General features: G+C 59.1%; 25 protein-coding genes. 19 read left to right on the top strand and 6 right to left on the bottom strand.

Annotated features, from left to right (window positions below; translation table 11 throughout):
* Window positions 1–53: 53 nt before the first annotated feature.
* Window positions 54–2,123: a glycine--tRNA ligase subunit beta gene (gene glyS, locus CYR52_RS01115; protein WP_101827798.1), complete on the bottom strand. Its 2,070-nt coding sequence runs from the start codon at window positions 2,121–2,123 to the stop codon at window positions 54–56.
* A 9-nt stretch (window positions 2,124–2,132) separates the two neighbouring features.
* Window positions 2,133–3,047: a glycine--tRNA ligase subunit alpha gene (glyQ, locus tag CYR52_RS01120; RefSeq protein WP_072927751.1), complete on the bottom strand. Its 915-nt coding sequence runs from the start codon at window positions 3,045–3,047 to the stop codon at window positions 2,133–2,135.
* A 293-nt stretch (window positions 3,048–3,340) separates the two neighbouring features.
* Between glyQ and CYR52_RS01125 the strand changes: the two genes are divergently transcribed.
* Entirely contained in the window at window positions 3,341–4,672 is a 1,332-nt protein-coding gene (locus tag CYR52_RS01125) for an MFS transporter (protein ID WP_101827799.1), read from the top strand.
* A 238-nt stretch (window positions 4,673–4,910) separates the two neighbouring features.
* Window positions 4,911–5,621: a GntR family transcriptional regulator gene (locus CYR52_RS01130; RefSeq protein WP_072927755.1), complete on the top strand. Its 711-nt coding sequence runs from the start codon at window positions 4,911–4,913 to the stop codon at window positions 5,619–5,621.
* A 3-nt stretch (window positions 5,622–5,624) separates the two neighbouring features.
* Here CYR52_RS01130 and CYR52_RS01135 read toward each other — a convergent pair whose 3' ends face one another.
* The gene (locus tag CYR52_RS01135) at window positions 5,625–6,824 is read right to left on the bottom strand and encodes an enolase C-terminal domain-like protein (protein WP_101827800.1); all 1,200 of its coding nucleotides are present in this window, start codon (window positions 6,822–6,824) and stop codon (window positions 5,625–5,627) included.
* 292 nt (window positions 6,825–7,116) lie between these two features.
* Here CYR52_RS01135 and CYR52_RS01140 point away from each other — a divergent pair, with 292 nt between their 5' ends.
* The 5 genes from CYR52_RS01140 (at window position 7,117) to tssD (ending at window position 10,784) form a co-directional block, all read left to right on the top strand.
* Window positions 7,117–8,508 carry a PTS transporter subunit EIIC gene (locus tag CYR52_RS01140; protein WP_101827801.1) on the top strand — a complete coding sequence of 464 codons (1,392 nt, stop codon included), beginning with the start codon at window positions 7,117–7,119 and terminating at the stop codon, window positions 8,506–8,508.
* A gap of 180 nt (window positions 8,509–8,688) precedes the next feature.
* Window positions 8,689–9,051, top strand: coding sequence for a tlde1 domain-containing protein (locus CYR52_RS01145; RefSeq protein WP_241522372.1), 363 nt, complete (start codon window positions 8,689–8,691; stop codon window positions 9,049–9,051).
* Complete coding sequence (locus CYR52_RS01150; RefSeq protein ID WP_101827803.1) at window positions 9,048–9,587, top strand: hypothetical protein; 540 nt, start codon at window positions 9,048–9,050, stop codon at window positions 9,585–9,587. Before CYR52_RS01145 ends, CYR52_RS01150 begins: the two co-directional genes overlap by 4 nt.
* A 176-nt stretch (window positions 9,588–9,763) precedes the next feature.
* Window positions 9,764–10,297 carry a hypothetical protein gene (locus CYR52_RS01155; protein WP_072927762.1) on the top strand — a complete coding sequence of 178 codons (534 nt, stop codon included), beginning with the start codon at window positions 9,764–9,766 and terminating at the stop codon, window positions 10,295–10,297.
* A gap of 1 nt (window position 10,298) precedes the next feature.
* On the top strand, window positions 10,299–10,784 hold the full coding sequence (tssD, locus tag CYR52_RS01160) for a type VI secretion system tube protein TssD (protein WP_101827804.1): 486 nt from the start codon (window positions 10,299–10,301) through the stop codon (window positions 10,782–10,784).
* 43 nt (window positions 10,785–10,827) lie between these two features.
* Here the strand turns inward: tssD and CYR52_RS01165 are convergent, their stop codons facing one another.
* Both CYR52_RS01165 and CYR52_RS22555 read right to left on the bottom strand, forming a co-directional pair.
* Window positions 10,828–12,825, bottom strand: a complete 1,998-nt coding sequence (locus CYR52_RS01165) for an autotransporter outer membrane beta-barrel domain-containing protein (protein ID WP_072927765.1) — start codon at window positions 12,823–12,825, stop codon at window positions 10,828–10,830.
* 222 nt (window positions 12,826–13,047) lie between these two features.
* The gene (locus CYR52_RS22555) at window positions 13,048–13,218 is read right to left on the bottom strand and encodes a YgdI/YgdR family lipoprotein (RefSeq protein WP_165698478.1); all 171 of its coding nucleotides are present in this window, start codon (window positions 13,216–13,218) and stop codon (window positions 13,048–13,050) included.
* Window positions 13,219–13,399: 181 nt separating this feature from the next.
* Here CYR52_RS22555 and CYR52_RS01170 point away from each other — a divergent pair, with 181 nt between their 5' ends.
* The 7 genes from CYR52_RS01170 (at window position 13,400) to CYR52_RS01200 (ending at window position 21,032) form a co-directional block, all read left to right on the top strand.
* Window positions 13,400–13,963, top strand: coding sequence for a DNA-3-methyladenine glycosylase I (locus tag CYR52_RS01170; RefSeq protein WP_101827805.1), 564 nt, complete (start codon window positions 13,400–13,402; stop codon window positions 13,961–13,963).
* Window positions 13,960–14,394, top strand: coding sequence for an N-acetyltransferase (locus CYR52_RS01175; protein WP_072927768.1), 435 nt, complete (start codon window positions 13,960–13,962; stop codon window positions 14,392–14,394). The genes CYR52_RS01170 and CYR52_RS01175 overlap by 4 nt, the downstream gene beginning before the upstream one ends.
* Window positions 14,395–14,558: 164 nt before the next feature.
* Complete coding sequence (locus CYR52_RS01180; RefSeq protein WP_072927770.1) at window positions 14,559–15,221, top strand: OmpA family lipoprotein; 663 nt, start codon at window positions 14,559–14,561, stop codon at window positions 15,219–15,221.
* A 107-nt stretch (window positions 15,222–15,328) separates the two neighbouring features.
* On the top strand, window positions 15,329–16,333 hold the full coding sequence (locus CYR52_RS01185; RefSeq protein ID WP_072927771.1) for a LacI family DNA-binding transcriptional regulator: 1,005 nt from the start codon (window positions 15,329–15,331) through the stop codon (window positions 16,331–16,333).
* Between the two features lie 132 nt (window positions 16,334–16,465).
* Complete coding sequence (locus CYR52_RS01190; protein WP_101827806.1) at window positions 16,466–18,592, top strand: alpha-galactosidase; 2,127 nt, start codon at window positions 16,466–16,468, stop codon at window positions 18,590–18,592.
* 59 nt (window positions 18,593–18,651) lie between these two features.
* The gene (locus CYR52_RS01195; protein ID WP_101827807.1) at window positions 18,652–19,926 is read left to right on the top strand and encodes an MFS transporter; all 1,275 of its coding nucleotides are present in this window, start codon (window positions 18,652–18,654) and stop codon (window positions 19,924–19,926) included.
* An 80-nt stretch (window positions 19,927–20,006) separates the two neighbouring features.
* Window positions 20,007–21,032: a LacI family DNA-binding transcriptional regulator gene (locus CYR52_RS01200; protein WP_072927776.1), complete on the top strand. Its 1,026-nt coding sequence runs from the start codon at window positions 20,007–20,009 to the stop codon at window positions 21,030–21,032.
* 3 nt (window positions 21,033–21,035) lie between these two features.
* On the opposite strand, the gene CYR52_RS01205 is transcribed toward CYR52_RS01200, so the two are convergent.
* A complete protein-coding gene (locus tag CYR52_RS01205; RefSeq protein ID WP_072927777.1) occupies window positions 21,036–21,281 on the bottom strand; it encodes a helix-turn-helix domain-containing protein in 246 nt (81 codons plus the stop codon).
* A gap of 101 nt (window positions 21,282–21,382) precedes the next feature.
* Here CYR52_RS01205 and CYR52_RS01210 point away from each other — a divergent pair, with 101 nt between their 5' ends.
* The 5 genes from CYR52_RS01210 to ghrB all read left to right on the top strand — a co-directional run bounded on the left by CYR52_RS01210 (window position 21,383) and on the right by ghrB (window position 25,996).
* Entirely contained in the window at window positions 21,383–21,637 is a 255-nt protein-coding gene (locus tag CYR52_RS01210) for a helix-turn-helix domain-containing protein (RefSeq protein WP_072927779.1), read from the top strand.
* A 159-nt stretch (window positions 21,638–21,796) separates the two neighbouring features.
* Entirely contained in the window at window positions 21,797–22,549 is a 753-nt protein-coding gene (locus CYR52_RS01215; protein WP_072927780.1) for a sugar phosphate isomerase/epimerase family protein, read from the top strand.
* Between the two features lie 23 nt (window positions 22,550–22,572).
* Complete coding sequence (locus tag CYR52_RS01220; protein WP_101827839.1) at window positions 22,573–23,508, top strand: sugar kinase; 936 nt, start codon at window positions 22,573–22,575, stop codon at window positions 23,506–23,508.
* 125 nt (window positions 23,509–23,633) lie between these two features.
* Window positions 23,634–24,902, top strand: a complete 1,269-nt coding sequence (locus CYR52_RS01225; RefSeq protein ID WP_072927783.1) for an MFS transporter — start codon at window positions 23,634–23,636, stop codon at window positions 24,900–24,902.
* Between the two features lie 116 nt (window positions 24,903–25,018).
* Window positions 25,019–25,996 (top strand): glyoxylate/hydroxypyruvate reductase GhrB, encoded by a 978-nt coding sequence (gene ghrB / locus CYR52_RS01230; RefSeq protein ID WP_101827808.1) that lies wholly within the window; start codon window positions 25,019–25,021, stop codon window positions 25,994–25,996.
* The last annotated feature ends 52 nt before the right edge of the window (window positions 25,997–26,048 follow it).

The raw sequence follows: 26,048 nt of genomic DNA on the forward strand, positions 1-26,048 counted from the left end.
TTTTTTCTGCCTGGCCAGTTAGCCCGGCGTTTATCTGCCTGATAAGGCGCGTGTTACTGCAACAGCGAAATGTCCGCGACCTGCAGGAACAGGTCACGCAATTTGCTCAGCAGGGTCAGGCGGTTGATACGCACGGCCTGGTCGTCTGCATTCACCATGACTTTTTCGAAGAAGTTATCGACCGCTTCACGCAGTTGGGCCAGTTCACCCAGCGCTTCCTGATAACGGCCTTCCGCGTAGTACGGTTGCAGCTTGCTGCTGAGCGCCATCACGAAGGTAGCCAGCTGGATCTCTTCGTTCTCTTTCAGCAGCGACGCCTGCACGCTGTCGTTCAGCGTTTCGGTGGATTTCGCCAGAATGTTGGAGACGCGTTTGTTGGCGGCAGCCAGCGCGGCGGCGGCTTCCAGGCCACGGAAATGCGACACCGCTTTCATCCGGGCATCGAAATCTGCCGGGCGGGTCGGGCGGCGCGCCAGCACGGCCTGGATGGTGTCGACCGCGTGGCCCTCTTCCTGGTACCAGGCGCGGAAGCGGCCCAGCATGAATTCCACCACGTCATCCACCACCTTGGCGTTGGTCAGCTTGTCGCCGTACAGGCGCACCGCTTCTTCCGTCAGGGTTTGCAGATCGAGGTCCAGGTTCTTCTCTACGATGATGCGCAGCACGCCGAGCGCAGCGCGGCGCAGGGCGAACGGGTCAGAGGCCCCTTTCGGGTGCTGGCCGATGCCGAAGATGCCCGCCAGGGTATCCATTTTGTCGGCAATCGCCAGCGCGCAGGCCACCGGCGAGGCCGGCAGGGCATCGCCGGCAAAGCGCGGCTGGTACTGTTCGTTCAGTGCCACGGCCACATCTTCCGCTTCGCCGTCGTGGCGCGCGTAGTGCATCCCCATCACGCCCTGGGTGTCGGTGAACTCAAACACCATGTTGGTCATCAGGTCACATTTGGAGAGCAGGCCGGCACGGCGCGCGTGCTCAACATCCGCGCCAATCTGGCCGGCGATCCAGCCCGCCAGCGCCTGAATGCGGTCGGTTTTGTCGCGCAGGGTGCCGAGCTGTTTCTGGAACAGCACCGTTTCCAGGCGCGGCAGGTTATCTTCCAGCCGCTGTTTGCGGTCGGTATTGAAGAAGAATTCGGCATCCGCCAGACGCGGGCGCACCACTTTTTCGTTACCGGAGATAATCTGCTGCGGATCTTTCGATTCAATGTTGGCAACGAAAATGAAGTTCGGCAGCAGTTTGCCTGCGGCGTCATACACCGGGAAATATTTCTGGTCACCTTTCATGGTGTAGACCAGCGCTTCCGCCGGTACCGCCAGGAATTTCTCTTCGAATTTCGCCGTCAGCACCACCGGCCACTCCACCAGCGAGGTGACCTCTTCCAGCAGGCTGTCGCTCAGGTCAGCCCGGCCGCCAATCTGGCGGGCAGCCTCTTCGGCGTCGGCTTTGATTTTGGCTTTGCGCTGTTCGTAATCGGCCAGCACCTTGCCGCGCTCCAGCAGGATCGCCGGGTACTGGTCAGCGTGGTCGATACGGAATTCCGGCTCGCCCATAAAGCGGTGGCCGCGGATCACGCGATCGGAAGGGATGCCCAGGATGGTGGCCGGGATCAGCTCATCACCCAGCAGCAGCGTCACGGTGTGCACCGGGCGCACGAACTGCACGTCGGAATCACCCCAGCGCATCAGTTTCGGGATCGGCAATTTGCTGAGGGCGGTGGCGACCATGCCCGGCAGCAGGCTCTGCGCGCTTTCGCCTTTCACGTGGGCGCGGTGAACCAGCCACTCGCCTTTGTCAGTGCTCAGGCGATCCGCCTGATCCACGGTGATCCCGCAGCCGCGCGCCCAGCCTTCGGCCGCTTTGGTCGGGTTGCCGTCGGCGTCGAACGCCTGGGCAATTGCCGGGCCGCGTTTTTCGATTTCGCGGTCAGCCTGGGCAGCGCTCAGCGCCGGTACTTTCAGCGCCAGGCGGCGCGGCGCGGCGAACCACTGCACATCGCCGTGTTGCAGGCCGGCTGCGTCAAGTTCCGCCGTGACGTTGGCGGCAAAGGATTCAGCCAGTGAGCGCAGCGCCTTCGGCGGCAGCTCTTCCGTGCCGATTTCCACCAGGAAAGTCTTGTCAGTCATGGCTGTCTCTCACTTCTCGTTCTTTTTGCACATCGGGAAGCCCAGCGCCTCGCGCGAGGCGTAATAGGCTTCGGCCACGGATTTGGTCAGGGTGCGGATGCGCAGAATATAGCGCTGGCGCTCAGTCACGGAGATCGCCTTGCGGGCATCCAGCAGGTTGAAGCAGTGGGCCGCTTTCAGGATGCGCTCATAGGCCGGCAGCGGCAGCGGTTTTTCCAGCGCCAGCAGCTTCTGGGCCTCTTTCTCATACTGTTCGAAACAGGTGAACAGGAAATCGACGTCAGCGTGTTCGAAGTTATAGGTGGACTGCTCCACTTCGTTCTGGTGGAAGATATCGCCGTAGGTGGTTTTGCCCAGCGGGCCGTCACACCAGACCAGATCATAGACGCTGTCCACGCCCTGGATGTACATCGCCAGGCGCTCCAGGCCGTAGGTGATCTCGCCGGTGACCGGCTTGCACTCCAGGCCGCCCACCTGCTGGAAGTAGGTGAACTGCGTCACTTCCATGCCGTTGAGCCACACTTCCCAGCCGAGGCCCCAGGCACCCAGCGTCGGGTTTTCCCAGTTGTCTTCCACGAAGCGGATGTCATGTACCAGCGGGTCCAGCCCCAGTTCTTTCAGTGAGCCGAGGTACAGCTCCTGAATGTTGTCCGGCGATGGCTTGATGATCACCTGGAACTGGTAGTAGTGCTGGAGGCGGTTCGGGTTCTCGCCGTAACGGCCGTCGGTCGGGCGGCGGGAAGGCTGAACATAGGCAGCGGCAATCGGCTCCGGGCCGAGGGCGCGCATACTGGTCATCGGGTGGGAGGTGCCGGCACCGACTTCCATGTCCAAAGGTTGGACGATGGTGCAGCCCTGGCGTGCCCAGTAATCCTGAAGGGTCAGGATCAGGCCCTGAAAGGTCTTGGTATCAAACTTTTGCATGTTGGATTCGCAGCGATACAAGTGGATTTAGATGGAATGGGCCAGTATACCCGTTGACCGGCAGATATACAGCCTCAATCCCGCAGAGGCGGCACCCGCGGGCCGCGGCTGTTATTACGTTGTGTCGGTTGTTGCGGCGCTGCCCTCTTTTTTGCCCGAAAACGCGCACTGATCCGGCGTTATGGCCGGGCCAACGCACCGCCACGGCGCAACCTGCCCCTTTTTTGCCGCGAAAACGGGTGGCATCAACTTTGCTAGCTATCCCTGAGCCTATTGCGCACAAGGAGCAGGTTATGCCCACCGTCCACGACAGCCGTTACCGTTACCGTATTTTTGCGATGGTGTTTTTCATCGCGCTGATTAACTACGTCGATCGCGGCGCGTTGTCCTTTGCGGCCAACGACATCGCCAATGAATTCTACTTCAACAAAGCGCAACTGGGCGCGGTGCTGGGCTACTTTGGCTTCGGCTACCTGTTCGGTTCGCTGTGCGGTGGGTTCCTGGCCGACCGCATCGGCACCAAAAAAGTGTGGCTGCTGGCCGGGGTGCTCTGGTCACTGCTGGAGATTGCCACCGCCTGGGCCGGGGAAGTCGGCATGGCGCTGTTTGGTGGCTCGGCAATCATGGGCTTTGCCGCACTGCGCATCCTGTTCGGCTTCTCCGAAGGCCCGGCGTATGCGCTGATGAACAAAACCATTGCCCACTGGGCACCGCAAAAAGAGCGCGGCTTTTCGCTCGGCATCGGGTTGCTCAGCACGCAGGTCGGCTCGTTGCTGACCGCGCCGCTGGCGGTGGGGCTGCTGTTGCTGACCGATGACTGGCGCAGCATGTTCATCCTGCTCGGCCTGTTCTCGCTGCTGGCCATCGGGCTGTTTGCCCGCGTGTTTACCGACTTGCCGCACCAGCACCCGAAGGTCAACCCGGCGGAGCTGGCGATCATCACCGGCGATCAGGCCACCCAACGCGCCCAGCCGCGCCTGCCGTGGTGGCGTTTCTTCAGCAGCCGCACGCTGGTGCTCAATGCGCTGGGTTACTTCTCCTTTTTATATGTCACCTTTGTGCTGGTCACCTGGAGCCCGAAATATCTTCAGGACACCTTTAACTATGACCTGCACTCACTCTGGTATTTGGCGATGATCCCGTGGAGCGGTGCCTGTTTCACGGTGCTGCTGGGCGGGAAAATTGCTGACACGCTGCTGAAACGCACCCGGAACCTGCGGCTGGCGCGCAACCTGTTCGCCGCCGTGACCCTGCTGCTGACTGCCGGCTGCTTTGTGCTGATCCCGTTTATGCACTCCCCGGCAGCCATCATCGCGTTGATGACGTTGGGTAACGCCCTGAATGCGCTGGTCAATAACGTGTACTGGTCGGTGGTGATTGATGTCTCGCCCACGCCGTCGGTGGGGGCTTACAGCGGCATGACGCTGGCCATCGCCAACCTGGCGTCTATTCTCGCCCCGACCCTGAGCGGCTGGCTGGCGCAGCACCACGGCTATAACGCGATGTTTTTCGCCACGGCGGCGGTGTCATTTTGCAGCATGTTCTGCATGACGCTGTTGCAGCCGGAGAAGAAACTGCACGCCCCGGCCGGTGCGCCTGCCTGGAAAAAGGGCGTGGCCTCCTGAAGCGCATCCCGGCCGGATCCCTTATACTCCGCGCAAGTGACAGCAGGAACAGGAGGAAAAGATGGGATTTGTCGGCTGGATTATGACGGGGATCGCCATCGGCCTGATCATCGGCGTACTGATGAAGGTCTTCGGTAAAAACAAACAGAAGTAACTGAGATGCCGCCTCACCAGGCGGCATTTTTTATCGCCGTTCGGCGCTATAGTGGTGCCACCGAGGGGTGACGGCTAACCGACCATGAAAAAAAGAGAGTTCATCGCGCAGGATCTACTCAGCAAAATCTACCAGCACCGCGACAGCCCGCTGGAAAAACTGCCGCCGGAGCGCCGGCTCGCTGAGGAGTATGGCGTTTCACGCTTTACCCTGCGCAAAGCGCTGGAGAAACTGGTGGCCATCGGGGCGGTACGCATTGTGCAGGGCGCCGGCATCTTCATTAATCCCGGCGTCGGCAACAACCCGCTGATTTATAACTCGATTACCGAAAAGAAATTCAACCAGATCAGTTACCGCCTGCTGGAACTGCATAAACGCCGCCCGGACAGCGAGGAGCGGCAGATTTTCGGCCTGACGGACGACGATTTTATCTGGGCGTTTACCCGGCTGCGCAAAGTGGATGCGGCCAATGTGCAGCTTGAATACGCCCGGATGCCCGCTGCCGGGTTTGCTGACCTGACGCCGGACACCATTGAGCACTCAATCCAGCAATACCTGCTCAGCAAAGGGTGCGCCCTTTCCCATTCCCTGACCCACTACCGCGCCACCACCGTCAGCAAGGCCCAGGCGGAACTGTTAGCCTGCAAGAAAGGCATCGCGGCCATGCACATCCTTAACCGCGGCATTCTGCCCGATGGGCGGGTGGCGATTTTCAGCGACATCATTGATATCGACTACGCCTGTTCTTATGTGATCCCGTTTAACCGCGATAATCTGGCATTCCGCCAGACCTGACGCTCAGGGCGTATGCATTGCCCCGTTCGGCAGGCGGCTTTGCGTCCACTCATGCGGCCGGTAGACCACCGGGAATGCACCGGCGACCGCCTCGTCAAACCCGACGCCGATGCCCGGCTGCTCCAGGGGGTAGAGGTAGCCCGCTTCCGGGGCCACCGCGCCCGGAAAGACCCGCAGGGTAGCGTCCGGATAGGCCACAAACTCCTGGATTGCCGCGTTGTGCAGGTGAATGTTGAGGTGGGTGTTCACGGCTGCGCCGATTGGCGTCATGTCCGGCGGGCAATGCCATGCCAGCCGCACGCCGAAACTCTGGCAGAAATGGCCCAGCTTCAGTGCCGGGGTAATGCCGCCAATCTGCGACACATGGCAGCGCAGGAAATCGATGCGCCGGTTAATCACCAGCTCTTTCCACTCGGACGGGTTATTGAACAGCTCCCCGGTCGCCAGCGGCACTGCCGTCTGCTGGCGGAGTTGCGCCAGCCACTCGTTCTGCTCCGGCGGCAGGATGTCCTCAATGAAATAGGGCTGGTAGCGCTCAAGTTGCCTGGCAAACTGCACCGCCTGCTGTGGGAACAGCCGTTCGTGCACATCATGCAAGATATGGAACTGGTGGCCATATTTCTCACGCAGCGCCTGGAACATGGCGAGCGTGGTTTCCATATAACGCTCCTGATCGTAATAGGCCCCCGGCGTCGGCGCACGGGTGGCATGTAAATCCGGCGCGTGGCCGCCATAAAACCCCAGCTGGCAGCGGATATGGCGATAGCCCTGCGCCAGCAGCCGGTCCACCTCCAGGCAGAGCGCCTCCAGCGTGTCACCGGCGGCGTGGCTGTAAGCAGCGATCGCATCCTTTGATTTCCCGCCAAACAGCTGATAAAGCGGCATGTCCGCCAGTTTGCCTTTGATGTCCCATAACGCCATATCAATACCGGCGATCGCATTGTTGATCACCGGGCCGTTCCGCCAGTAGGCGTTGACCATCATCATCTGCCAGAGATCTTCGATGTGGTTCGCATCCCGCCCGACCAGCAAAGGCCGGAGGTATTCGTCGACCATGACTTTTACCGCCAGCGGCCGCTGCTGAAAGGTCGCGCAGCCCAACCCGGTGATCCCTTTATCTGTGGTGATCTTTACCACCACCAGATTATGGCGGTCAGGGCGGGTGATCCGGCATTCAATATCGGTAATCAGGGTGGGCTGCATTGCTTTCTCCTTCACGGAAAGGGTATTTCCCGGCCAACGAGGGGAATAGAAAAAATAATGATTTTTCTCATTTCATCCTATTCCGGCGCTATTTGTAAACGGATAATCCGGACTTTTATTTTGGTCTGGAAAAGGGAAATAATGCCGTTAAAAACCAGACCAATTCGTTTTTCATCCCGTGTGCTGCCTGAGGATGTGACGCGCCGCATGGTTTATTGGCTTGTTTTGCGCAGAGGGCCACCCTACCATCCTTTTCTATCAGGAGTCCCTTCTCGTCTGACAGTGAGGCCTTATGGAAAATACCCAGGCAGCCCAGGCCATTATTCCGCTGATGGGCGGTAATAATAATATTAATAAGATCTGGCATTGTATGACGCGCCTGCGTTTTGACGTGGTGGATGAAAGCCGCGTGGAGTGGGACGCCATTAAAAAGCTGCCCGGCGTATTGGGTGCACAATATCAGCGCGATCAGGTACAGGTTATTATTGGCCCACAGGTCACACTCTGGTATCAGGCCATTATGGCGAAACGCGATCCTGCCGCCGGGGAGGCCACCGTAAAAACGCATAAGGGGCTGATCTCGCGGTTTATGGATACGGTCTCCGGCGTGTTTGGCCCGATTGTTCCGGCCATCGCCGGGGCGGGAATGATAAAAGGGTTACTTGCCGGGCTGATTGCGCTGAATATTATTTCCGCCAAAAGCGACACAGTGATGGTGATTGATCTTATCGCCAGCGGGGTGTTCTATTTTCTGCCGTTTTTCCTCGCCGTCTCTGCCGCGCGGATATTTAACACCAATGAATACCTGGCCGCCGCCGTCGCTGCCTGCCTGATGTACCCCACATTAATGGACGCCGCCAAAGCGTTGGCCGCGCATACGCCGGGTGCGGCCGGTGCTTTCTATTTTATCGACGTGATCCCGGTATCTGTTTTTAACTATTCGGCCAGCGTCATTCCGGTGATTATGTCTGTCTGGGCGCTGAGTTATATTCACCGCGGGGTCAATGCCCTGATGCCGGAGGTGTTCAAAACCGTCTTTACCCCGACGCTGACGCTGTTTATCACCGCACTGGTTTCATTAACGCTTATCGGCCCGTTGGGGATCTACGTAGGGAAAGCGCTGGCGCTGTTTATTCAGGGGCTGTTTGATATTTCTGCGGTATTTGCCGGGGTCATTGTCGGCGCAATCCGCCCGGTGGCAGTACTGACCGGAATGCACCACGCCATGACGCCGGTCGCGCTGCAAAATTTTGCCACCAAAGGCTATGACATGCTGATGCCGATGATGTTTATGGCCAATATGGCCATTGCCGGCTCCACCTTCGCGCTCTGTTTTCACAGCAAAACCCGTGCAGAGCGATCGGTCGTGCTGTCAGCGGCAATTTCCGCCCTGTTAGGCATAACTGAACCGGCACTGTTTGGCGTGCTGACGAAATATAAAAAAGCGTTTATTGCCACCACCATCAGCAGCGCCCTGGCCTCTGCCTTTATTGCCTTCTTTGGCGTGCGGCTCTACGGCTATATTCTGTCGAGTATCTTCAGCCTGCCCGCCTATATCGGCCCCTACTTTATGTATATTCTGATGGGCGTCACGCTCTCATTAGGTCTGGCTTTTTTACTGACCTATTTTATGGTGGTCAAAGGCAAGCCCCTGATCCAGCCCGACCCCGAAACCGCCCGCTGATATGCCCTCCGGCCGCCTTAAGCGGCCTTTCTTCTGCTGTCAATTCCTCTTCTGAATAATCCACTGCATTTTATAACCTTCACCAATTAGTTAATTATTTCTAACATATCAATTCAGTTGAATTTATTACCCCATAGGCAGCTAATTATTCCCGGCCACGCAAGGTGATAACAGGAGATAATGATGACATGGGAATATAATCAGAAAACGGGCGAATTAAGACATAACGGCGAGTTTATTGCTCAGGGGTATAGTGGGAAAGGCGTAGCTAAAAATGATCCATCAAAGCAGCATATTAGGGATAACGGCCCCATCCCTAAAGGCTATTGGCGAATTGCCGGTCATAACAATAATAAGAGCCCCTGGACGCTCGTATTAGAGCCTTTAGCGGGAACCAATACATTCGGACGTGACTCTTTTTTAATTCATGGCGATAACCGGAGAACCGTGGGGGATTCATCTAAAGGCTGCATCATTATTAATGGTGCCGAATTACGCAGAAGTATCTTTAATTCAGGCGATACCGTATTGGTGGTCAGATGAAAAAGATACTATCTCTTGCGCTTATATTATCCTTTAATGTGTTTTCTTCTGAGGAGGGAAAAGAAAATACATCGCCAATTATCGCTGCCTCCCAATTAGCTGAGCGTGTCCGTCAACAGGGGGCACATAAGGTACTTCACGATATGTTTTACTACGATGTCAATGCCGATAGCGGGGAGTGGAATTACATTTTAAATCACCTTACCAATGGGAACAGTGACTGGCTAAACGTTATACCTTTGCTTGCCGACGCGGGCGCTGAAGGTATGAATATTGATATCAGTCAGGCATTAGCCTTAGCGCTGGTGAAGAACACCGATGAGGTATTAGCCATTCTTGATGACCGTATTATCCCCATCAGTACGAACGAGGTTTGCTCCCTGCCGCTTTATAACATGACCATCCCTGAAGAAAACGAGTATGTCGTTAAAGCCATTCAGGCGCTCTATAAAAGCAACAGCGTGCAGGCACAGAAATGTTTGCAGGAATTAATCACAACCGTAGGCCAATCTGACCCCTCCTGGGTGGTGGATTGATATGGTAATTTCAGTCTATATCTTCCTGAAAGACGACGCGATTGGCCAGGGCTATTTTTTAATCCATGGAGATAACTCTGACGCTATTGGCAATTCATCTGAAGGCCATATGATTATTAACGGTGCGGGCTGCGGAGACGTATTTATAACTCAGGCGATACAATATTGGTGGTCAGATGAAAAAGATAATACTTCTTGCAGTCATATTATCCTTAAATGTTATGGCTTCTGACGAGAAAAAGGAGAAGCGGTCACCCATCATCACTGCGTCTCAATTAGCTGAACTCGTCCGCCAACAGGGAGCTGACAATGCGATTTCAACGCTTTCCGGCACTGATGGTGATGGTGGGGAGTGGAAGTATGTGATGGATAAGATTTCCTCTGGAAAGAGTGAGTGGCTTAACGTTGTACCTTTACTTGCCGACACGGGCCCTGAAGGCATGAGCATTGATATCAGCCGTGCAGTAGCGCTGGCACTGGTAAATAACACTGAAGGTGTATTGTCTATTATTAATGACCATTTCATCCCCATCAGTACACGTGATGTCTGTTCCATGCCGTTCAATAACAAGACCCGGCCTGAACGAAATGAGTATGTCGTCAACGCCATCCAGGTGCTCTATAAAAGCAACAGCGTGCAGGCGCAGAAATGTTTGCAGCAATTAATCAAAACCGTAGGCCAATCTGACCCGTCGTGGGAGGGGGATTAACATGGCAATACCCGTTTATATGTACCTGAAAGATGATGCGAATAACCTTATCAAGGGCGGCGTTGATGTTTATGGCCGGGAAAACAGCGTGGAAGTGCTGGGTTTTCATCATAGCGTGGATATGCCCACCGATGACCATACCGGGAGAATCAGCGAAAAATGCCAGCACCTGCCTTTTCTGATTGAAAAAGAGATCGACTGCGCCACGCCTTATTTATATAAAGCAATGACATCCGGGCAAACCCTGAATTCCGTAGAATTAAAACACTACCGGATTAATGATGCGGGGCAGGAAGAGGAGTATTACACTGTCCTGCTGGAAAAAGCGAAAGTCGTCAACGTTCTCCCCCTCATGCATGACATAAAAGATGCCACCAAAGAGAAATTCAACCATCTTGAACTGGTCGAATTCCGCTATGAAAAAATCACCTGGCACTATCTTGACGGCCATCTTATCCACAGCAATAGCTGGTTAAAGCGCGCATAAATAAGGCCGCCCTGAGGCGGCCTGCTTATTTCCGGTAACGCTGTCAAAACCGGGCGCTGACGCCGAGGTTATACATAAACTGCTCGCCGCTGCTGAGGCCGCCGGTCTGGGAGACGGCCGCAAAGGCCGCGACGTTGTCAGTCAGCGGCAGGTTAGCCCCAACCGTGACGTCTACCCAGTTAGTGTCCTGCGTGGCGCTGGTACGGGAAAAACGGGTCTGGGTCGATTTAATCCCGCCGCCGGCGCGGTAGATATCGTCGCCGAACTGGTGCTGATAACTCAGCTCCGCATAGGGATTAATGCGGGTAAAGCGTGCATCCATCCGCCAGCCCAGTGCGCCAATCTGCGAATGGTAGGTCTGGTCGTCAAACCGCATGGCGGTGCTGCGGCTGCTTTTCTCACTGTAACCGTCCACGCTGCTGTAATCCCAGGCAAACTGCGCCATCGGGCCGGTGGTCAGCCAGCTTGCGACCGGGAAATCCCAGCCTGCCGTCAACCGGGCGCCCACCTGTTTGCCGTCAGTGTCGCCCTCTTCCCGGCGGGTGGCCTCGCCCAGCCGCATACTGCGGTTGATGTCATCGAAATTCACCGTCGCCCAGTGCACATCGGCATTAAACCAGCCATTTTCAGCGACGTTCACCGTGCTGTAAGCCGACAGCAACCAGCCGCGCGCCTTGTAGTTATAGCGGCTGGAGGGGCGCTGGCGGTCGTCGGCACCGGCCAGCAGTGCGCCCACCAGCCAGGTGTCGGTCAGCTGGTAATCCATGCCGATACTGACGTTATGCGAGGTGGCGTTGCCGTCCCCTGCTGCCGTATTGGCGCTGTACTCCATATGCTGCCCCATATAACCGCCGAACATACCGAGGCTGCCCTGTGGGTTAGGGGTGGTGCGCAATTGCTGGAAGCGGCTGTCGAGGATCCCTTGCGCGTTGCGCCCCAATGCCAGCGTGGCCTGGTTCAAAGCCACTGCCTGCGCCGGGCCGTCCAGCACGGACTGGATATAGTCGGCGATCAGCGCGTGGGTCTGTGGGCTGGGGTGCAGGTGATCGGCAAACAGGAACGCCTGGCTGCTGCTGAAGCCGGGCGTGGCGGCATTACACAGCGCCGCAGAGAGCCCCGGCGGGCAGGCCATACCGGCGGTGTTGGTCAGGCCATAAATCGCCGGATCGATAAGCACTTCATTCAGCAGGCCGTCCACGTCCACACGCACGATATTGCCGCCGGTCGCGGCCAGCGCGGCGTCTTCCGTCTGGTTATACACCGCTGTCAGTGTGCCCGCCGCCGTGGCGAGCTGGTCATAGGCAGCGATTAAGGTCTGCGACAATGTCTGCGCCACGGCATCGGGCGCGCCGGTGGATTGTACCGCGGCGGTCAGGGCCTGATGGATAGCCGTAAGGCGGGCCGCGGCGTCAATCGTCCGCTGGCTGTTGAGCACGCTATAAGCCGCCTGCAACGCCGCGTCGGCATTGGCCGGCAGCGCCGCCGTGATCACCAGCTCCATGATCGCCGGCGTCAGGCCGATGTTCGGCACCGTCGGCACAATCACCGTGCCGGCCCCGGCATTGACCAGCGCCTGCACCTGCCCGGCGGCGGCACCGGCACTGGCGGCCGCTACCGCGGCAGCGGTGTCGATATTCAACGCGGCCGCCGCCAGATCATTCCCGCCGACCCAGTGAATGTAGAGGCCATCACGGTCAGCCTGCCCGCCGGTCAGGCTCAGATATTCACTGACCTGATCGCCGGTAGTATTGTAAAGGGGGTCGGTTTCCGGCACGGCGGTAGCGCCGCCGGTGGCATAGTTGGTTCCGCCGGATTGCGAGGGCGCCAGCGTCTGCCCGGCGCGTTCCGCCAGGATCTCATCATAGAGCGCGGCATCGGCACCGCTGTAGGTAAAGCGGCCAATATTCCCGGAATCACTCAGGCTGTCGCCAAAGACATATACCGCGTCATAGGCCTGCGCTGAATTACTTCCCCACAACATCATTGCCACTGCCAGTGCAGCCGCTTTTTTACGGCCGTCAGATTTTTTTATCTCCGGCATGGGGACTCCAAAGAGCCATCAGGCTATATCAAGGAACAGAATAGGTTACGCCAGCACAATCAGGATTGGTTTACTTTTGCTTTAATTTTGCACAATGCAAGTATAACTATTGTTCGCTTCTGACGGGCGTCAAGGTATCTGATTGAAAAAATGCAGGAGGTCGCACAGGTTGGGGAAAAGAGGGCATAAAAAACCCCGGCACGGCGGCCGGGGCGGGCAAGATTACGATTGCGGCTGGCCTACCGGCCCGGCGCCCAGCGTGCCGCCCGGCGATGCCTGGCCACTCGGCGCGTGCGGGCGGCCATCCTCTTTGACGGCGCTGCTCTGGTGTGAACAGCCCGCCAGTGACGTTAATGCGGTGACCACCAGCAGGAGCGTTGACAGCTTTTTCATATAACCACCTCGTTGTAAAGGGAATAAAGGTCTTTCTGAAAACGTGAAAACTAAAGCATAGACAAGGAATCGCCACCTTACCGGCTGATTTTCCTTTGCATTCATCCAGGACGCACCCCGGCCGCCGCGCTATGATTCGGTATACGCCGTTATTGCCTGTCCGGGAGAGAGGGAAACCGTTATGTTGCGTTGTCGCTGGGTCAGCGCTGACCCGCTGTATATCGACTATCACGATCATGAGTGGGGCGTGCCGCAGCACGACAGCCGCGTGCTGTTTGAGATGCTCTGCCTGGAAGGGCAGCAGGCCGGGCTTTCCTGGATCACGGTGCTGAGAAAACGTGCCCATTACCGCGAATGTTTTCATGATTTTGACCCGCACAACGTGGCGGCGATGACGCCTGCGGATGTCGACAGGCTGATGCAGGACGCCGGGCTTATCCGCCACCGCCGCAAGCTGGAGGCGATCATTATCAATGCGCGCGCCTGGCTGGCCATGGCGGAAGCGGGCGAAGATTTCACCCGCTTTATCTGGGGGTTTGTTGACCACCAGCCGCAGCTGAACCGCCCGCAGGGCGCGGCGATCCCGGCCAAAACTGCCGCGTCGGAGGCGCTCTCTAAGGCGTTGAAGAAACGTGGCTTTACCTTTGTCGGCCCGACCATCTGTTACGCCTTTATGCAGGCGTGCGGCCTGGTGAACGATCATCAGGCGGACTGTTTCTGTTGCCCGGAGCAGGCCACGGTATGATCCGGGCGTTCCGGCCGGCGGATATGGAGCCGCTGATGGCGCTGTGGCTGGCGAGCACCATCGCCGGGCACCCGTTTATTGAGGCGCGCTATTGGCATGAAAGTGCGCCGCTGGTGCGCGAAGCCTATCTGCCGCGTGCCGATACCTGGGTGGATGAGCGCGACGGCGGGCTGGCCGGGTTTATCAGCGTGATGGACGGCCGTTTTGTCGGCGCGCTGTTTGTGGCACCTGCACGCTTCGGCACCGGTGTGGCGGATGGCCTGATGGCCTGGGTGCAGCAGCGCTTTCCCCTGCTCAGCCTGGAAGTCTATATGCGCAACCACCGGGCGGTGGCCTTTTACCGCAAATGGGGGTTTGTGCCGCAGCGGAAACTGCGCCACCGCGACACCCACGCGATGACGCTGATCATGGCGTGGAAAGCGCAGCCCTGACCCGTAACATTTTGAGAATTATCTCTAGCACTTTTCTTAGTTTTCCCGGTCATAATGCCCCTCTGCCGCGCGGTTGGCCCGGTAGCTCAAAAGATAATGACCTGTGCTTGATTAATTAGGTGAGGGCACTCTTCACCATGCTGACTTGTTACAAAGGATCGACAATGAAAAAACGTACGCTGATTGTGGCCGGCGCGCTTAGCCTGTCACTGGCCCTGGCGGGCTGTACCACCAACCCTTACACCGGTGAGCGTGAAGCCGGGAAAGCCGGCATCGGTGCCGGGCTGGGGGCCGCACTGGGCGCAGGCGTCGGGGTGCTCTCCTCCTCCAAAAAAGACCGCGGCAAGGGCGCCCTGATCGGCGCGGCAGCCGGGGCAGCCCTGGGCGGCGGCGCAGGCTACTACATGGACGTGCAGGAAACCAAACTGCGCCAGAAAATGCAGGGCACCGGCGTCAGCGTGACCCGCGAAGGCGACAACATCGTGCTGAATATGCCGAATAACGTCACCTTTGATACCGACGCCAGCAACCTGAAACCGGCCGGGGCCAATACCCTGTCCGGCGTGGCGATGGTACTGAAAGAGTATGAGAAAACCGCCGTCAATGTGATCGGCTATACCGACAGCAGCGGCGCGCGTGCACACAACATGACGCTCTCCCAGCAGCGTGCAGACAGCGTCGCCAGTGCGCTGATCACCCAGGGCGTTTCAGCCGCGCGCATCCGCACCAGCGGTGCCGGCCCGGACAACCCGATCGCCTCCAACAGCACCGCAGAAGGCAAAGCGCAGAACCGCCGCGTTGAGATCACCCTCAGCCCGCTGCAATAAACGCTTTTCCGTGACGAACAAAGCCCGGTGCCGTGCGCCGGGCCTTTCTGCTCTGCCCCCACTCTGTGCTACTCTCGCTGCGTCTTCCCTGCCGCGTGGAATCTCCTATGTCACTGAAAGCGCTGGCCCGTGAGCTGGGCCTCTCCGTCACCACCGTCAGCCGGGCGCTGAACGGCTATGACGATGTGGCCCCCGCCACCAAACAGCGGGTGGATGCCGCTGCCCAGCGCATGGGTTACCGCCCCAACACGCTGGCGCGCCGCCTGAAAATGGGCAAGATCGATGCCGTGGGGTTGCTGTTTCCGTTCGAACCGCGCCCGTTGAACAACTCGGCGTTCATCGAGATGGTAGGGAGCATCAGCCATGAACTGGCGCGCCAGGAGATCGATCTGCTGCTGGTGGCCGAGGAGCAGGAACCCGCAGGCATAGCGCGGCTGATTGAAAGCAAACGGGTGGATGCGCTGCTGGTGGCGCACACCCAGCCGGACGACCCGCGCCTCCAGGTGCTGCAACAGATCGGTTTCCCTTTTCTGGCGCTCGGCCGCAGCCGGCTTACCCAGCCTTACGCCTGGTTCGATTTCGATAACCATGCCGGTACGCTGCTGGCGGTGAACCACCTGGTCGCGCTCGGCCACCAGCGCATCGCCTATCTGGGGGAAACCAGCCCGCAGACGTTTGTCGGCCAGCGCCGCCAGGGCTTTCTGGACGGTATGCAGAGGCACGGATTGCCGCTGCCGCCGGCGTATCTTGGCCGGATTTTGCCGACCCGCCGCGCCGGTTACCAGGCGACGCGCGCGCTGCTGGCCCTGCCGCAACCGCCCACGGCCCTGATCACCGACAACAATATGCACGGCGAAGGCGCGGTGATGGCGCTGCATGAGGCGGGGCTGCTGGAGAGCGGCCAGGTTTCGCTGGTGATCTATGACGGCCTGCCGCCTGACAGCCTGATTGACCTGCCGATCACTGCCGTGACCCAGGCGACACGCGAAGCGGTCGGGCGGCAGATCGCGGAAATGACGCTGGCGCTGATCCGCGGCGAGCCGGTCAGTGGCTTGCAGGTACTCTGGCAGCCTGCCTTACAGCCCGGCATCAGCTCCCATCCCCTGCGTTAACCGTCACGCTTTCCGCCGCTTCCCCGATAATTTTTTATCCTGATCACACATCCCACACCTTTTTCTATCCATCCGAAACGTTTCGGATCAATGCTTACCGTGCTGATTCACGCTTTTTCACGGAGTTTTGTCATGGATAACCCAATTTGCCGCCTGACCAGCCCTGCCACGGATGTCGTGATCCGTTGCACCCCGGTGGCTGAAATTCTCTACTGGGGGCCGCACCTGCCGGCTTTCAATGCTGAAGATATCGCGACCCTGAGCCGCCCGGTGCCGAATGGGCGGCTGGATGTGGATGTGCCGCTGACCCTGGCGGCAGAGAATGGCCGCGGGCTGTTTGGTTCACCGGGTGTGGAGGGGCACCGTGACGGGCTGGACTGGTCACCGGTGTTTACCACCTGCCGGGTCGAGCAACAGGACAACGGCGTGGTGATCACCGGTGAGGATCAGCAGGCCGCCCTGCGTTTCACCAGTGAAGTGCACCTGGATGCACAAAGCGGCGTACTGCGCGTGCGCAATACCCTGACCAACCTGCATACGCAGCCTTATCAGGTCGGCCGCCTCGCCGTGACCCTGCCGCTGCCGGAACAGGCGGCAGAGGTGATGGGCTTCCACGGCCGCTGGGTACGTGAGTTCCAGCCACACCGCACCCACCTGTCGCATGGCGGCGTGGTGCAGGAGAACCGCCGCGGCCGCACCTCCCATGAATATTTTCCCGGCATGATCCTCGGCCAGCCCGGCTTTTCAGAGCAACAGGGCGAGGTCTGGGGCGTGCACCTGGGCTGGAGCGGCAACCATCGCCTGCGCGCCGATGTGAAAACCGACGGCCGCCGCCAGGTGCAGGCCGAAGCGCTCTATTTTGCCGGTGAGCAGAGCCTCGGCGCGCAGCAGAGCCTCAGCACGCCGTGGCTCTACGCCAGCTACAGCAGCACGGGTATGAACCTGATGAGCCAGCAGTTCCATCGCTATGTCCGCAGCCAGATCCTGCGCTTCCCCAGCGCCCGCCCGCGCCCGGTGCACCTCAATACCTGGGAAGGGATCTATTTTGACCACGACCCCAGCTACATCATGGCGATGGCCACCCAGGCCGCCACGCTTGGCGTTGAGCGCTTCATCATTGATGACGGCTGGTTCCGGGGGCGCGACCATGACCGCGCCGCACTGGGCGACTGGTATCTGGATGAGAAAAAATACCCCAATGGCCTGGCACCAGTGATTGAGCACGTTCACCAGCTGGGTATGGAGTTCGGCATCTGGGTCGAGCCGGAGATGATTAACCCGGACTCCGATCTCTACCGCGCGCACCCGGAGTGGCTGCTGGCGCTGCCGGGCTATCAGCAGCCGCCGGGGCGCTTCCAGTACGTGCTCGATTTAAGCAACCCGGCGGTGTTTGATTACCTGCTCACGCGCATGAGCTGGCTGCTGGGCGAGCATGATATCCAGTATGTGAAGTGGGACATGAACCGCGAGGTCGTGCAGCCGGGGCATGAAGGGCGGGCAGCGGCGACCGCGCAAACCACACAGTATTACCGGTTGCTGGATACGCTGATGGCGCGCTTCCCGCAGGTGGAGTTTGAGGCCTGCGCCTCCGGCGGCGGCCGCATCGACTATGAAGTGCTCAAGCGCAGCCACCGTTTCTGGACGTCTGACAACAATGATGCCCTGGAGCGCCAGCGCATCCAGCGCGGCATGAGCTACTTCTTCCCGCCCGAGGTGATGGGGTCGCATATTGGCGCCGATCGCTGCCATGCGACCTACCGCCGCCACGACATCCAGTTCCGCGGCCTGACCGCGCTGTTCGGCCATATGGGGATTGAACTCGACCCGGCCAACGCCGGTGAGCAGGAACAACACGCCTTTGCGCACTATATTCAGTTGCACCGCCAGTGGCGCGACCTGCTGCACAGCGGCGACAGCGTCCGGCTTGATCACCCTGACCCGGCCACACTGGCGCACGGGGTGATAAGCCCGGCGCGCGACCGGGCGATTTTCTGCGTGGCCCAGCTGGCGATGCCCACGTACTCGATGCCGGGGCGGTTGCGTATTCCGGGATTGCTGCCGGATGCCCGCTACCGCGTGACCGTGCTGGACGCCCCGCCGGTGATAGCCGAAGAACAGGGCGGCCATGTGATGCGGGTGCTGCCCGGCTGGCTCAGCGCACCGGTGGAAGCCGGCGGCAGCTGGCTGGCTCAGGCCGGGCTGGCGCTGCCGGTACTTGACCCGGAAAGCGCCCTGCTGTTGGGCATTGAACGCTGTTAACCCGATCAGGCCGGGCAAACGCCCGGCTTTTTATGACAGGCCGTGCAAGGAAAAACCTTATGAATTCACCCGTCTGTACTTACAAAAATAACAGGAACTTCTGGATTTTCGGCGCTTTCTTTTTTCTCTATTTCTTCATTATGGCAACCTGCTACCCGTTCCTGCCGATCTGGCTGGCAGATGTCATTGGCCTGAGCAAAACCGAGACCGGCGTGGTGTTTGCCAGCATGTCGCTGTTTGCCATTGTGTTCCAGCCCATATTCGGCCTCATTTCTGACAAGCTCGGCCTGAAAAAACACCTGTTATGGGTGATCGCGGTGCTGCTGTTCTTCTTTGCGCCGTTCTTCCTCTATGTGTTCGCGCCGCTGCTGCGCTTTAACGTGCTGCTGGGCGCGCTGTGCGGCGGGGCGTACATCGGCTTCGTGTTCGCCGGCGGCTCCGGGGCCACCGAAGCCTATATCGAACGGGTAAGCCGTAACAGCCACTTCGAATATGGCAAAGCGCGGATGTTCGGCTGTTTTGGCTGGGGGTTGTGCGCCTCCACCGCCGGGATCATGTTCAGCATCAACCCGGACATCGTGTTCTGGATGGGCTCCGGCGCGGCGGTGTTGCTGATGCTGCTGTTGCTGATTGCCAAACCCCAGGAGAACCGCAATGCCGTGGTGGTGAATGCCCTGGGGGCGAATGCCCGGCAGTTCAGCCTGAAACAGGTCGGCGAGCTGTTCCGGATGCGCGCGCTGTGGCTGTTTATCTTCTACATCATTGGGGTGGCCTGCGTGTATGACGTGTTTGACCAGCAGTTCGCCAACTTCTTCAAGACGTTCTTTACCTCCCCGCAGCACGGCACCGAGGTGTTCGGCTTTGTCACCACGGCCGGTGAGCTGGCCAACGCGCTGATCATGTTCTGCTCGCCGTGGATCATTAACCGCATCGGCGCAAAAAATACGTTGCTGGTCGCGGGCACCATTATGTCCGTGCGGATTATCGGCTCGGCATTTGCCACCAGTGCCGCAGAGGTGATCGTGCTGAAAATGCTGCACGCGCTGGAAGTGCCGTTCCTGCTGGTGGGGGCCTTCAAATACATTACCGCCATTTTTGACACCCGCTTCTCCGCCTCTATCTACTTGATTGGCTTTTGCTTCTCGAAACAGCTGGCGGCGATTTTCCTCTCTGCATTCGCCGGATCAATGTATGACCGCATCGGCTTCAGTGACACTTATTTCATTCTCGGCGGCATTGCGCTGAGCGTGACGGTGATTTCCGCCTTTACCCTCAGCAGCCGCCCGAAAAGCCTGCCGGACACGGATGCCCTGCCCGGCCGCGCCGCCTCATAGCAGCCAAAAGCGGCTGCCGTATATTCGGCAGCCGCTGCAGTATGGTAGTCTCCGGTGTCAGTTAGCCAGGAGGATATGCAGTGAACAGAAGTAAGGGTGCGGGGCGCGCAACCATCAGCGATGTCGCCAGAGCGGCAAATACCGGTAAGACCAGCGTGTCGCGTTATCTTAACGGCGAACAGAACCTGCTCTCCGATGACCTGAAACAGCGCATCGAGACGGCAATTCATTCACTCAATTACCGGCCGAGCCAGATGGCGCGCAGCCTGAAAGGCGGCCAGACCCGGCTTATCGGCCTGATCATTGCTGACATTACCAACCCCTACTCCGTTGACGTGATGCGCGGGGTCGAAGCCGCCTGCCGCCGTCAGGGCTTTACCCTGCTGGTGTGTAACACCAACAATGAGATCAACCAGGAGCAGCACTACCTGCAACTGCTGAGCAGCTATCAGGTAGAGGGCATTGTGGTGAACGCAGTGGGGATGCGTGAAGAGGCGCTGTCGATGCTGCAACAATCGCTGCTGCCGATGGTGCTGATTGACCGCAAAATCCCTGACTTCACCTGTGATGTGGTGGGGCTGAATAACCGCGAAGCGGCGACGCTCGCCACCCACCACCTGATCGATCAGGGCTTTGAGGCGATTCTGTTCCTGAGTGAGCCGGTAGGCACCGTGAATACGCGGCTGGAGCGGCTGGACGCTTACCGCGCCACCATGCAGGCCTACCCTGATTTACAGGCCCGGAGCGCGGAAGTGCTGCTGACGGACAGCGCGCAGCTCGATGCCGTGCTCAGCGATTTCAGCCGCAGCAACCGTGGCCGCCGCAAAGCGGTGCTCTCGGCAAATGGTGCACTGACGTTACATATAGCCCGCGCTATGCGCCGCCTCGGCATCCGCTGGGGCAGTGACATCGGCCTGCTGGGCTTTGATGAGCTGGAGTGGGCAGAGCTGGCGGGCGTCGGCATCACGACGTTCAAACAACCGACGTATGAAATGGGTTACGCTGCGCTTGAGCAGGTAGTGAAGCGCATCCAGGGCTGCCAGGACGACCCGTGCGAACAGGCGTTTTCCGGCGAACTGATTGTGCGGGGGTCGACGTCGCTGTGAGGCTCAGGGCTTCGGCATAGGGTTCATCACTGCGCCCAGCACATCGGCTGGGTTAAGCGAAAGCAAATGGGCCAAATGCGCAAATTCGATCACGTCTAACCGTCTTTCGCCATTTTCCACTTTCGCGATAAAGGATTGCGGGCGCTTTAATGCTGACGCCAGTTGCTGCTGGGTCAGCCCTTTCTCACGCCTTGCCGTGCGTAACAGGCTGATGAGCCGTTGGTATTCTTCCGCATAAATAGATGACATGCCTGACGCCTCGCTTTTATCCCAAAATCGAATATCAGCTATTTACGCGGTTATCCCAAAACCGGATAATTCGTCAATCTGATCTGGCAAAGGAAATGCACATGGAACCTCAGGACTGGCACTCAGCCGACATCATCGCCGCATTGAAAAAACGCGGCACCAATCTCTCCGCCCTTTCCCGCCAGGCCGGGCTGGCGCGGTCTACCCTGTCCAACACACTGGTACGCCCGTGGCCGAAAGGCGAATGGCTGATAGCCGAAGCGCTGGAAGTTCACCCGGCGGTGATCTGGCCCAGCCGTTATCAGGGTGAACAGGCATTGCGCCGACCGAGAAACCCTGCAAAGCCTTCTCTCTGATTCAACGAACTCTGTGACGGCGATCGTAAATCAGCATTTCCCCGCTTTTCAGTGGAACCGGTTCCATCTAACGTGTGATTAACATCAACGGCCGGTTTTTGAACGTTCACCGTTCATCAGGGTTGAGTGCGGCGGACATTCCGCCAATGAGGAACAGAGATGACCAGAGAAATTGTTGTAGTAACCGCCGCTTACGGCAGCGATCGCGTGCGTGAGCTGGGCGGCCAGGCGGCGCTGTTGCCGGTGATTGCCAAAGCCGGGGCCGACAGCGTGGAGATCCGCCGCGAATTGTTTGACACCCTGTCGCTGACGGAACTGCCGGCATTAGGCGACACCATCGCCCATCACCAGCTGGGGTGTGTTTACTCCGTGCCGGAGGCGCTGTTCCGCGAGGATGGCGCATTGCATACCGGGCTGGAGGGCTTCTTTCTGGAAGCACAGCAACTGGGCGCGCGGGTGATGAAACTCTCGCTGGGCCACTACCGCCCCGGCACCAATCTGTCGGTGCTGAAAAAGGTATTGGACGCCCAGCCGGTGCGGCTGGTGGTGGAAAATGACCAGACGCCGGACTGCGGCATCCTGCTGCCGATGAGCGCCTTTTTGCGCGCCGCGTCAGACGCCGGCCTGCCGCTGGGCATGACGTTTGATATGGGCAACTGGCACTGGGTCGGGCAGGCGCCGCACTGCGCGGCGGACACGCTGGCCGATCACGTGACCTATGTGCACGTCAAAGCCGCCACACGCCACGCCGGAAAATGGCAAGCGGTGGCGCTGGACAACAGCGACGGCCAGTGGCGCGAGCTGCTGAACCGCCTGCCGATGGACGCCCCCCGCGGCATTGAATTCCCCCTGGAGGGCGACGACCTGATTGCCGTTACCCGCCATTATGTTGACCTGCTTCGCGCGGAGTGATGATGACGACTGAAAATAATGCAATGACCCCGCTGGACGCAGTGACCTTTGGTGAAGCGATGGCGATGTTCGTCGCTGACCAGCCCGGCGATCTGGCCGGGGCCGAACACTTCACCAAACGGATTGCCGGCGCAGAACTGAACGTGGCGATTGGCCTGGCCCGCCTCGGGCTGAACGTCGGCTGGGCCAGCCGGGTCGGTAATGATTCGTTTGGCCGCTATACCCTGCAACAACTGGAAAAAGAGCGGGTCAACAGCGCGCAGGTCACGGTGGATGCGCGCTACCCCACCGGTTTCCAGTTAAAAGACAAACGTTTGGATGGCACCGATCCCACCGTGGAGTATTTCCGCAAAGGGTCGGCAGCCAGCCACCTCTCGCCGGAAGATTTTAACGCCGATTACTTCGGCGCGGCGCGCCACCTGCATTTGAGCGGCGTGGCGGCGGCCCTGTCCCAAAGCTCGCTGGCACTGGCGCGCCATGCGGCCAAAGAGATGCGCCGGATGGGTAAAACGATTTCCTTCGACCCCAACCTGCGGCCGGTGCTGTGGCCCAGCGAGGCGGCAATGGTGGAAGCACTGAATGAGCTGGCTTTCCAGGCAGACTGGGTATTGCCGGGGCTGAAAGAGGGCCAGATCCTGACCGGTAAACAGACCCCGGAAGAGATCGCTGATTTTTACCTGTCCCGTGGGGTAAAAGCCGTGGTAATTAAACTGGGGGCTGACGGTGCCTGGTTTAAAAGTGCCGACGGCGAACAGGCCACTGTTCCGGCCTGTCGTGTAGAGAATGTCGTGGATACTGTGGGTGCCGGTGACGGCTTCGCGGTCGGGGTGATAAGCGCCCTGCTGGAGGGATTATCGCTGCACCAGGCCGTCGGGCGCGGCAATAAAATCGGCAGCCTGGCCGTGCAGGCCGTCGGGGACAGCGAAGGCCTGCCGACCCGCGCCGCCCTCGGTGAATAGCCGCGTGATGCATCCGGTACGGGAGTTCGCCCGATAACAGAACACATACCCTATTTACTCAGCATCGCAGCCTCTGCCCTACACAGACGTGCGCTGAGTGCGTTGACCTGACAAAGGACCAGAACATGAACGAAGCCAAAATAGCCACCAAACGCTGGTGGTACATCATGCCGATCGTGTTTATTACTTACAGCCTGGCGTACCTCGATCGCGCTAACTTCAGCTTTGCCTCGGCCGCCGGCATTAACGAGGATCTTGGCGTCACCAAGGGCATCTCCTCCCTGTTAGGGGCGCTGTTCTTCCTCGGCTATTTCTTCTTCCAGATCCCCGGCGCGATTTATGCCGAACGCCGCAGCGTGAAAAAGCTGATCTTCTGGTCATTGATCGTCTGGGGCGGCTGCGCCTCGCTGACCGGGGTGGTGAGCAATATCCCGATGCTGGCGGCCATCCGCTTCGTGCTGGGTGTGGTGGAAGCGGCAGTGATGCCGGCGATGCTGATCTACATCAGTAACTGGTTCACCAAGTCCGAGCGCTCACGTGCCAATACCTTCCTGATCCTTGGTAACCCGGTTACGGTGCTGTGGATGTCCGTGGTGTCCGGTTATTTGATCCACGCATTCGGCTGGCGCGAAATGTTCATCATCGAGGGCATCCCGGCGGTGATCTGGGCTTTCTGCTGGTGGGTGCTGGTAAAAGACAAACCGTCACAGGCCACCTGGCTGAGTGCGGAAGAGAAAGCGGCGCTGGAAGCGCAATTGCAGAAAGAGCAGGAAGGCATCAAAGCGGTACGTAACTACGGCGAGGCGTTCCGTTCCCGCAATGTGATCCTGCTCTGTATGCAGTATTTCGCCTGGAGCATCGGCGTGTATGGGTTTGTGCTGTGGCTGCCGTCTATCCTGCGCAGCGGCATGGAGATGGGCATGGTGGAAGCGGGCTGGCTCTCTGCCGGGCCGTACCTCGCCGCCACCGTGGCGATGATCGTGGTTTCCTGGCTCTCTGACAAAATGCAGAACCGTAAGCTGTTCGTCTGGCCGCTGCTGCTGATTGGCGCGCTGGCATTCCTCGGCTCTTATCTGGTGGGGGCAAACCACTTCTGGGTGTCGTATGGCCTGCTGGTGGTGGCCGGTGCGGCGATGTATGCGCCTTATGGCCCGTTCTTCGCCATTATCCCGGAGATGCTGCCGCGTAACGTGGCGGGCGGCGCGATGGCGCTGATCAACAGTATGGGCGCGCTCGGCTCCTTCTTCGGCTCCTGGTTCGTCGGCTACCTGAACGGGGCCACGGGCACCCCGGCGGCGTCTTACATGTTTATGGCTATCGCGTTGCTGGCGTCAGTGCTGCTGACGCTGGTGGTCAAACCGGCCCCCAGGCAACCCCACGCCCAGGCAGCCTGATTGACGCAATTTGTTAACCTCCGCGCAACATTGTGGCAAACGCCCAATCGTGCCGCGCGGAGGTTGTGCTATTTTGAATAATCCCTTCTACAACAACCCATTTCCCGGAGTGTGCAATGAAGCCATCCATCGTCCTGTATAAAAAACTTCCTGCCGATCTGCGCCAGCGCCTTGACCAGCATTTCAACGTCATTGAATTCAACGGAATGAACAGCACCACCCGCCCCCAGATCCTGGATGCCCTGCAACAGGCGGAGGGGCTGATTGGCTCAAACGGTAAAGTAGACAAAGAGCTGCTGGATCATGCCCCGCGCCTGCGCGGCGTCTCCACCATCTCGGTGGGCTTCGATAATTTCGATGTGGAAGAACTGACCCGCCGTGGTATTCCGCTGATGCACACCCCTACCGTGCTGACCGATACCGTGGCCGACACCATGATGACCCTGGTGCTGGCGACAGCCCGCCGGGCGGTAGAGTCGGCGGAGCGCGTCAAAGCCGGTGAGTGGAACGGCAGCATCGGCGCGGACTGGTTCGGCGTGGACGTGCACCATAAAACCATGGGTATTCTGGGCATGGGCCGCATCGGCCTGGCGCTGGCAAAACGCGCCCACCTCGGCTTTGATATGCCCATCCTCTACACCGCCCGCCGCCAGCACGCCGAGGCGGAAAACAGCTTCAATGCGCGCCGCTGTGATCTCGATACGCTGCTGTCTGAGTCCGATTTCCTTTGCATCAGCCTGCCGCACACGAATGAAACCTTCCATATGATCAGCCGTGAACAGCTGGCGAAGATGAAATCCAGCGCTATTCTGGTCAACGCCGGCCGTGGCCCGGTGGTGGATGAAGAGGCGCTGATTGAGGCGTTGCAACAGGGCGTGATCCACGCGGCCGGGCTGGACGTGTTCGAGCAGGAGCCGCTGCCGAAAGACTCGCCGCTGCTGAAAATGCCGAACGTGGTGGCGTTGCCGCACATCGGCTCTGCCACCCATGAAACCCGCTACGGCATGGCGGCCTGCGCAGTGGATAACCTGATCGCCGCGCTGACCGGTGAAGTCAAAGAGTTCTGCGTGAACCCGGAAGTGCTGAAGAAGTAAGCGGCTGAAAAAGTCACTCCTCCTCCCGCCTCCTCCACCGCGCCCCCATGCC

Source organism: Chimaeribacter arupi, assembly GCF_002858805.1.
Classification (GTDB): Bacteria; Pseudomonadota; Gammaproteobacteria; order Enterobacterales; family Enterobacteriaceae; genus Chimaeribacter; species Chimaeribacter arupi.

Excerpts from the sequence above, each read along its gene's own strand:
- CYR52_RS01225 (WP_072927783.1), top strand. The coding sequence starts at position 23,634 with ATGAACGAAGCCAAAATAGCCACCAAACGCTGGTGGTACATCATGCCG.
- glyS (WP_101827798.1), bottom strand. The coding sequence starts at position 2,123 with ATGACTGACAAGACTTTCCTGGTGGAAATCGGCACGGAAGAGCTGCCG.
- CYR52_RS01125 (WP_101827799.1), top strand. The coding sequence starts at position 3,341 with ATGCCCACCGTCCACGACAGCCGTTACCGTTACCGTATTTTTGCGATG.
- CYR52_RS01130 (WP_072927755.1), top strand. The coding sequence starts at position 4,911 with ATGAAAAAAAGAGAGTTCATCGCGCAGGATCTACTCAGCAAAATCTAC.
- CYR52_RS01140 (WP_101827801.1), top strand. The coding sequence starts at position 7,117 with ATGGAAAATACCCAGGCAGCCCAGGCCATTATTCCGCTGATGGGCGGT.
- CYR52_RS01150 (WP_101827803.1), top strand. The coding sequence starts at position 9,048 with ATGAAAAAGATACTATCTCTTGCGCTTATATTATCCTTTAATGTGTTT.
- CYR52_RS01135 (WP_101827800.1), bottom strand. The coding sequence starts at position 6,824 with ATGCAGCCCACCCTGATTACCGATATTGAATGCCGGATCACCCGCCCT.
- CYR52_RS01145 (WP_241522372.1), top strand. The coding sequence starts at position 8,689 with ATGATGACATGGGAATATAATCAGAAAACGGGCGAATTAAGACATAAC.
- CYR52_RS22555 (WP_165698478.1), bottom strand. The coding sequence starts at position 13,218 with ATGAAAAAGCTGTCAACGCTCCTGCTGGTGGTCACCGCATTAACGTCA.
- CYR52_RS01190 (WP_101827806.1), top strand. The coding sequence starts at position 16,466 with ATGGATAACCCAATTTGCCGCCTGACCAGCCCTGCCACGGATGTCGTG.
- CYR52_RS01195 (WP_101827807.1), top strand. The coding sequence starts at position 18,652 with ATGAATTCACCCGTCTGTACTTACAAAAATAACAGGAACTTCTGGATT.
- CYR52_RS01170 (WP_101827805.1), top strand. The coding sequence starts at position 13,400 with ATGTTGCGTTGTCGCTGGGTCAGCGCTGACCCGCTGTATATCGACTAT.
- CYR52_RS01180 (WP_072927770.1), top strand. The coding sequence starts at position 14,559 with ATGAAAAAACGTACGCTGATTGTGGCCGGCGCGCTTAGCCTGTCACTG.
- CYR52_RS01210 (WP_072927779.1), top strand. The coding sequence starts at position 21,383 with ATGGAACCTCAGGACTGGCACTCAGCCGACATCATCGCCGCATTGAAA.
- CYR52_RS01185 (WP_072927771.1), top strand. The coding sequence starts at position 15,329 with ATGTCACTGAAAGCGCTGGCCCGTGAGCTGGGCCTCTCCGTCACCACC.
- glyQ (WP_072927751.1), bottom strand. The coding sequence starts at position 3,047 with ATGCAAAAGTTTGATACCAAGACCTTTCAGGGCCTGATCCTGACCCTT.
- CYR52_RS01220 (WP_101827839.1), top strand. The coding sequence starts at position 22,573 with ATGACCCCGCTGGACGCAGTGACCTTTGGTGAAGCGATGGCGATGTTC.
- CYR52_RS01215 (WP_072927780.1), top strand. The coding sequence starts at position 21,797 with ATGACCAGAGAAATTGTTGTAGTAACCGCCGCTTACGGCAGCGATCGC.
- CYR52_RS01175 (WP_072927768.1), top strand. The coding sequence starts at position 13,960 with ATGATCCGGGCGTTCCGGCCGGCGGATATGGAGCCGCTGATGGCGCTG.
- CYR52_RS01205 (WP_072927777.1), bottom strand. The coding sequence starts at position 21,281 with ATGTCATCTATTTATGCGGAAGAATACCAACGGCTCATCAGCCTGTTA.
- CYR52_RS01165 (WP_072927765.1), bottom strand. The coding sequence starts at position 12,825 with ATGCCGGAGATAAAAAAATCTGACGGCCGTAAAAAAGCGGCTGCACTG.
- CYR52_RS01155 (WP_072927762.1), top strand. The coding sequence starts at position 9,764 with ATGAAAAAGATAATACTTCTTGCAGTCATATTATCCTTAAATGTTATG.
- ghrB (WP_101827808.1), top strand. The coding sequence starts at position 25,019 with ATGAAGCCATCCATCGTCCTGTATAAAAAACTTCCTGCCGATCTGCGC.
- tssD (WP_101827804.1), top strand. The coding sequence starts at position 10,299 with ATGGCAATACCCGTTTATATGTACCTGAAAGATGATGCGAATAACCTT.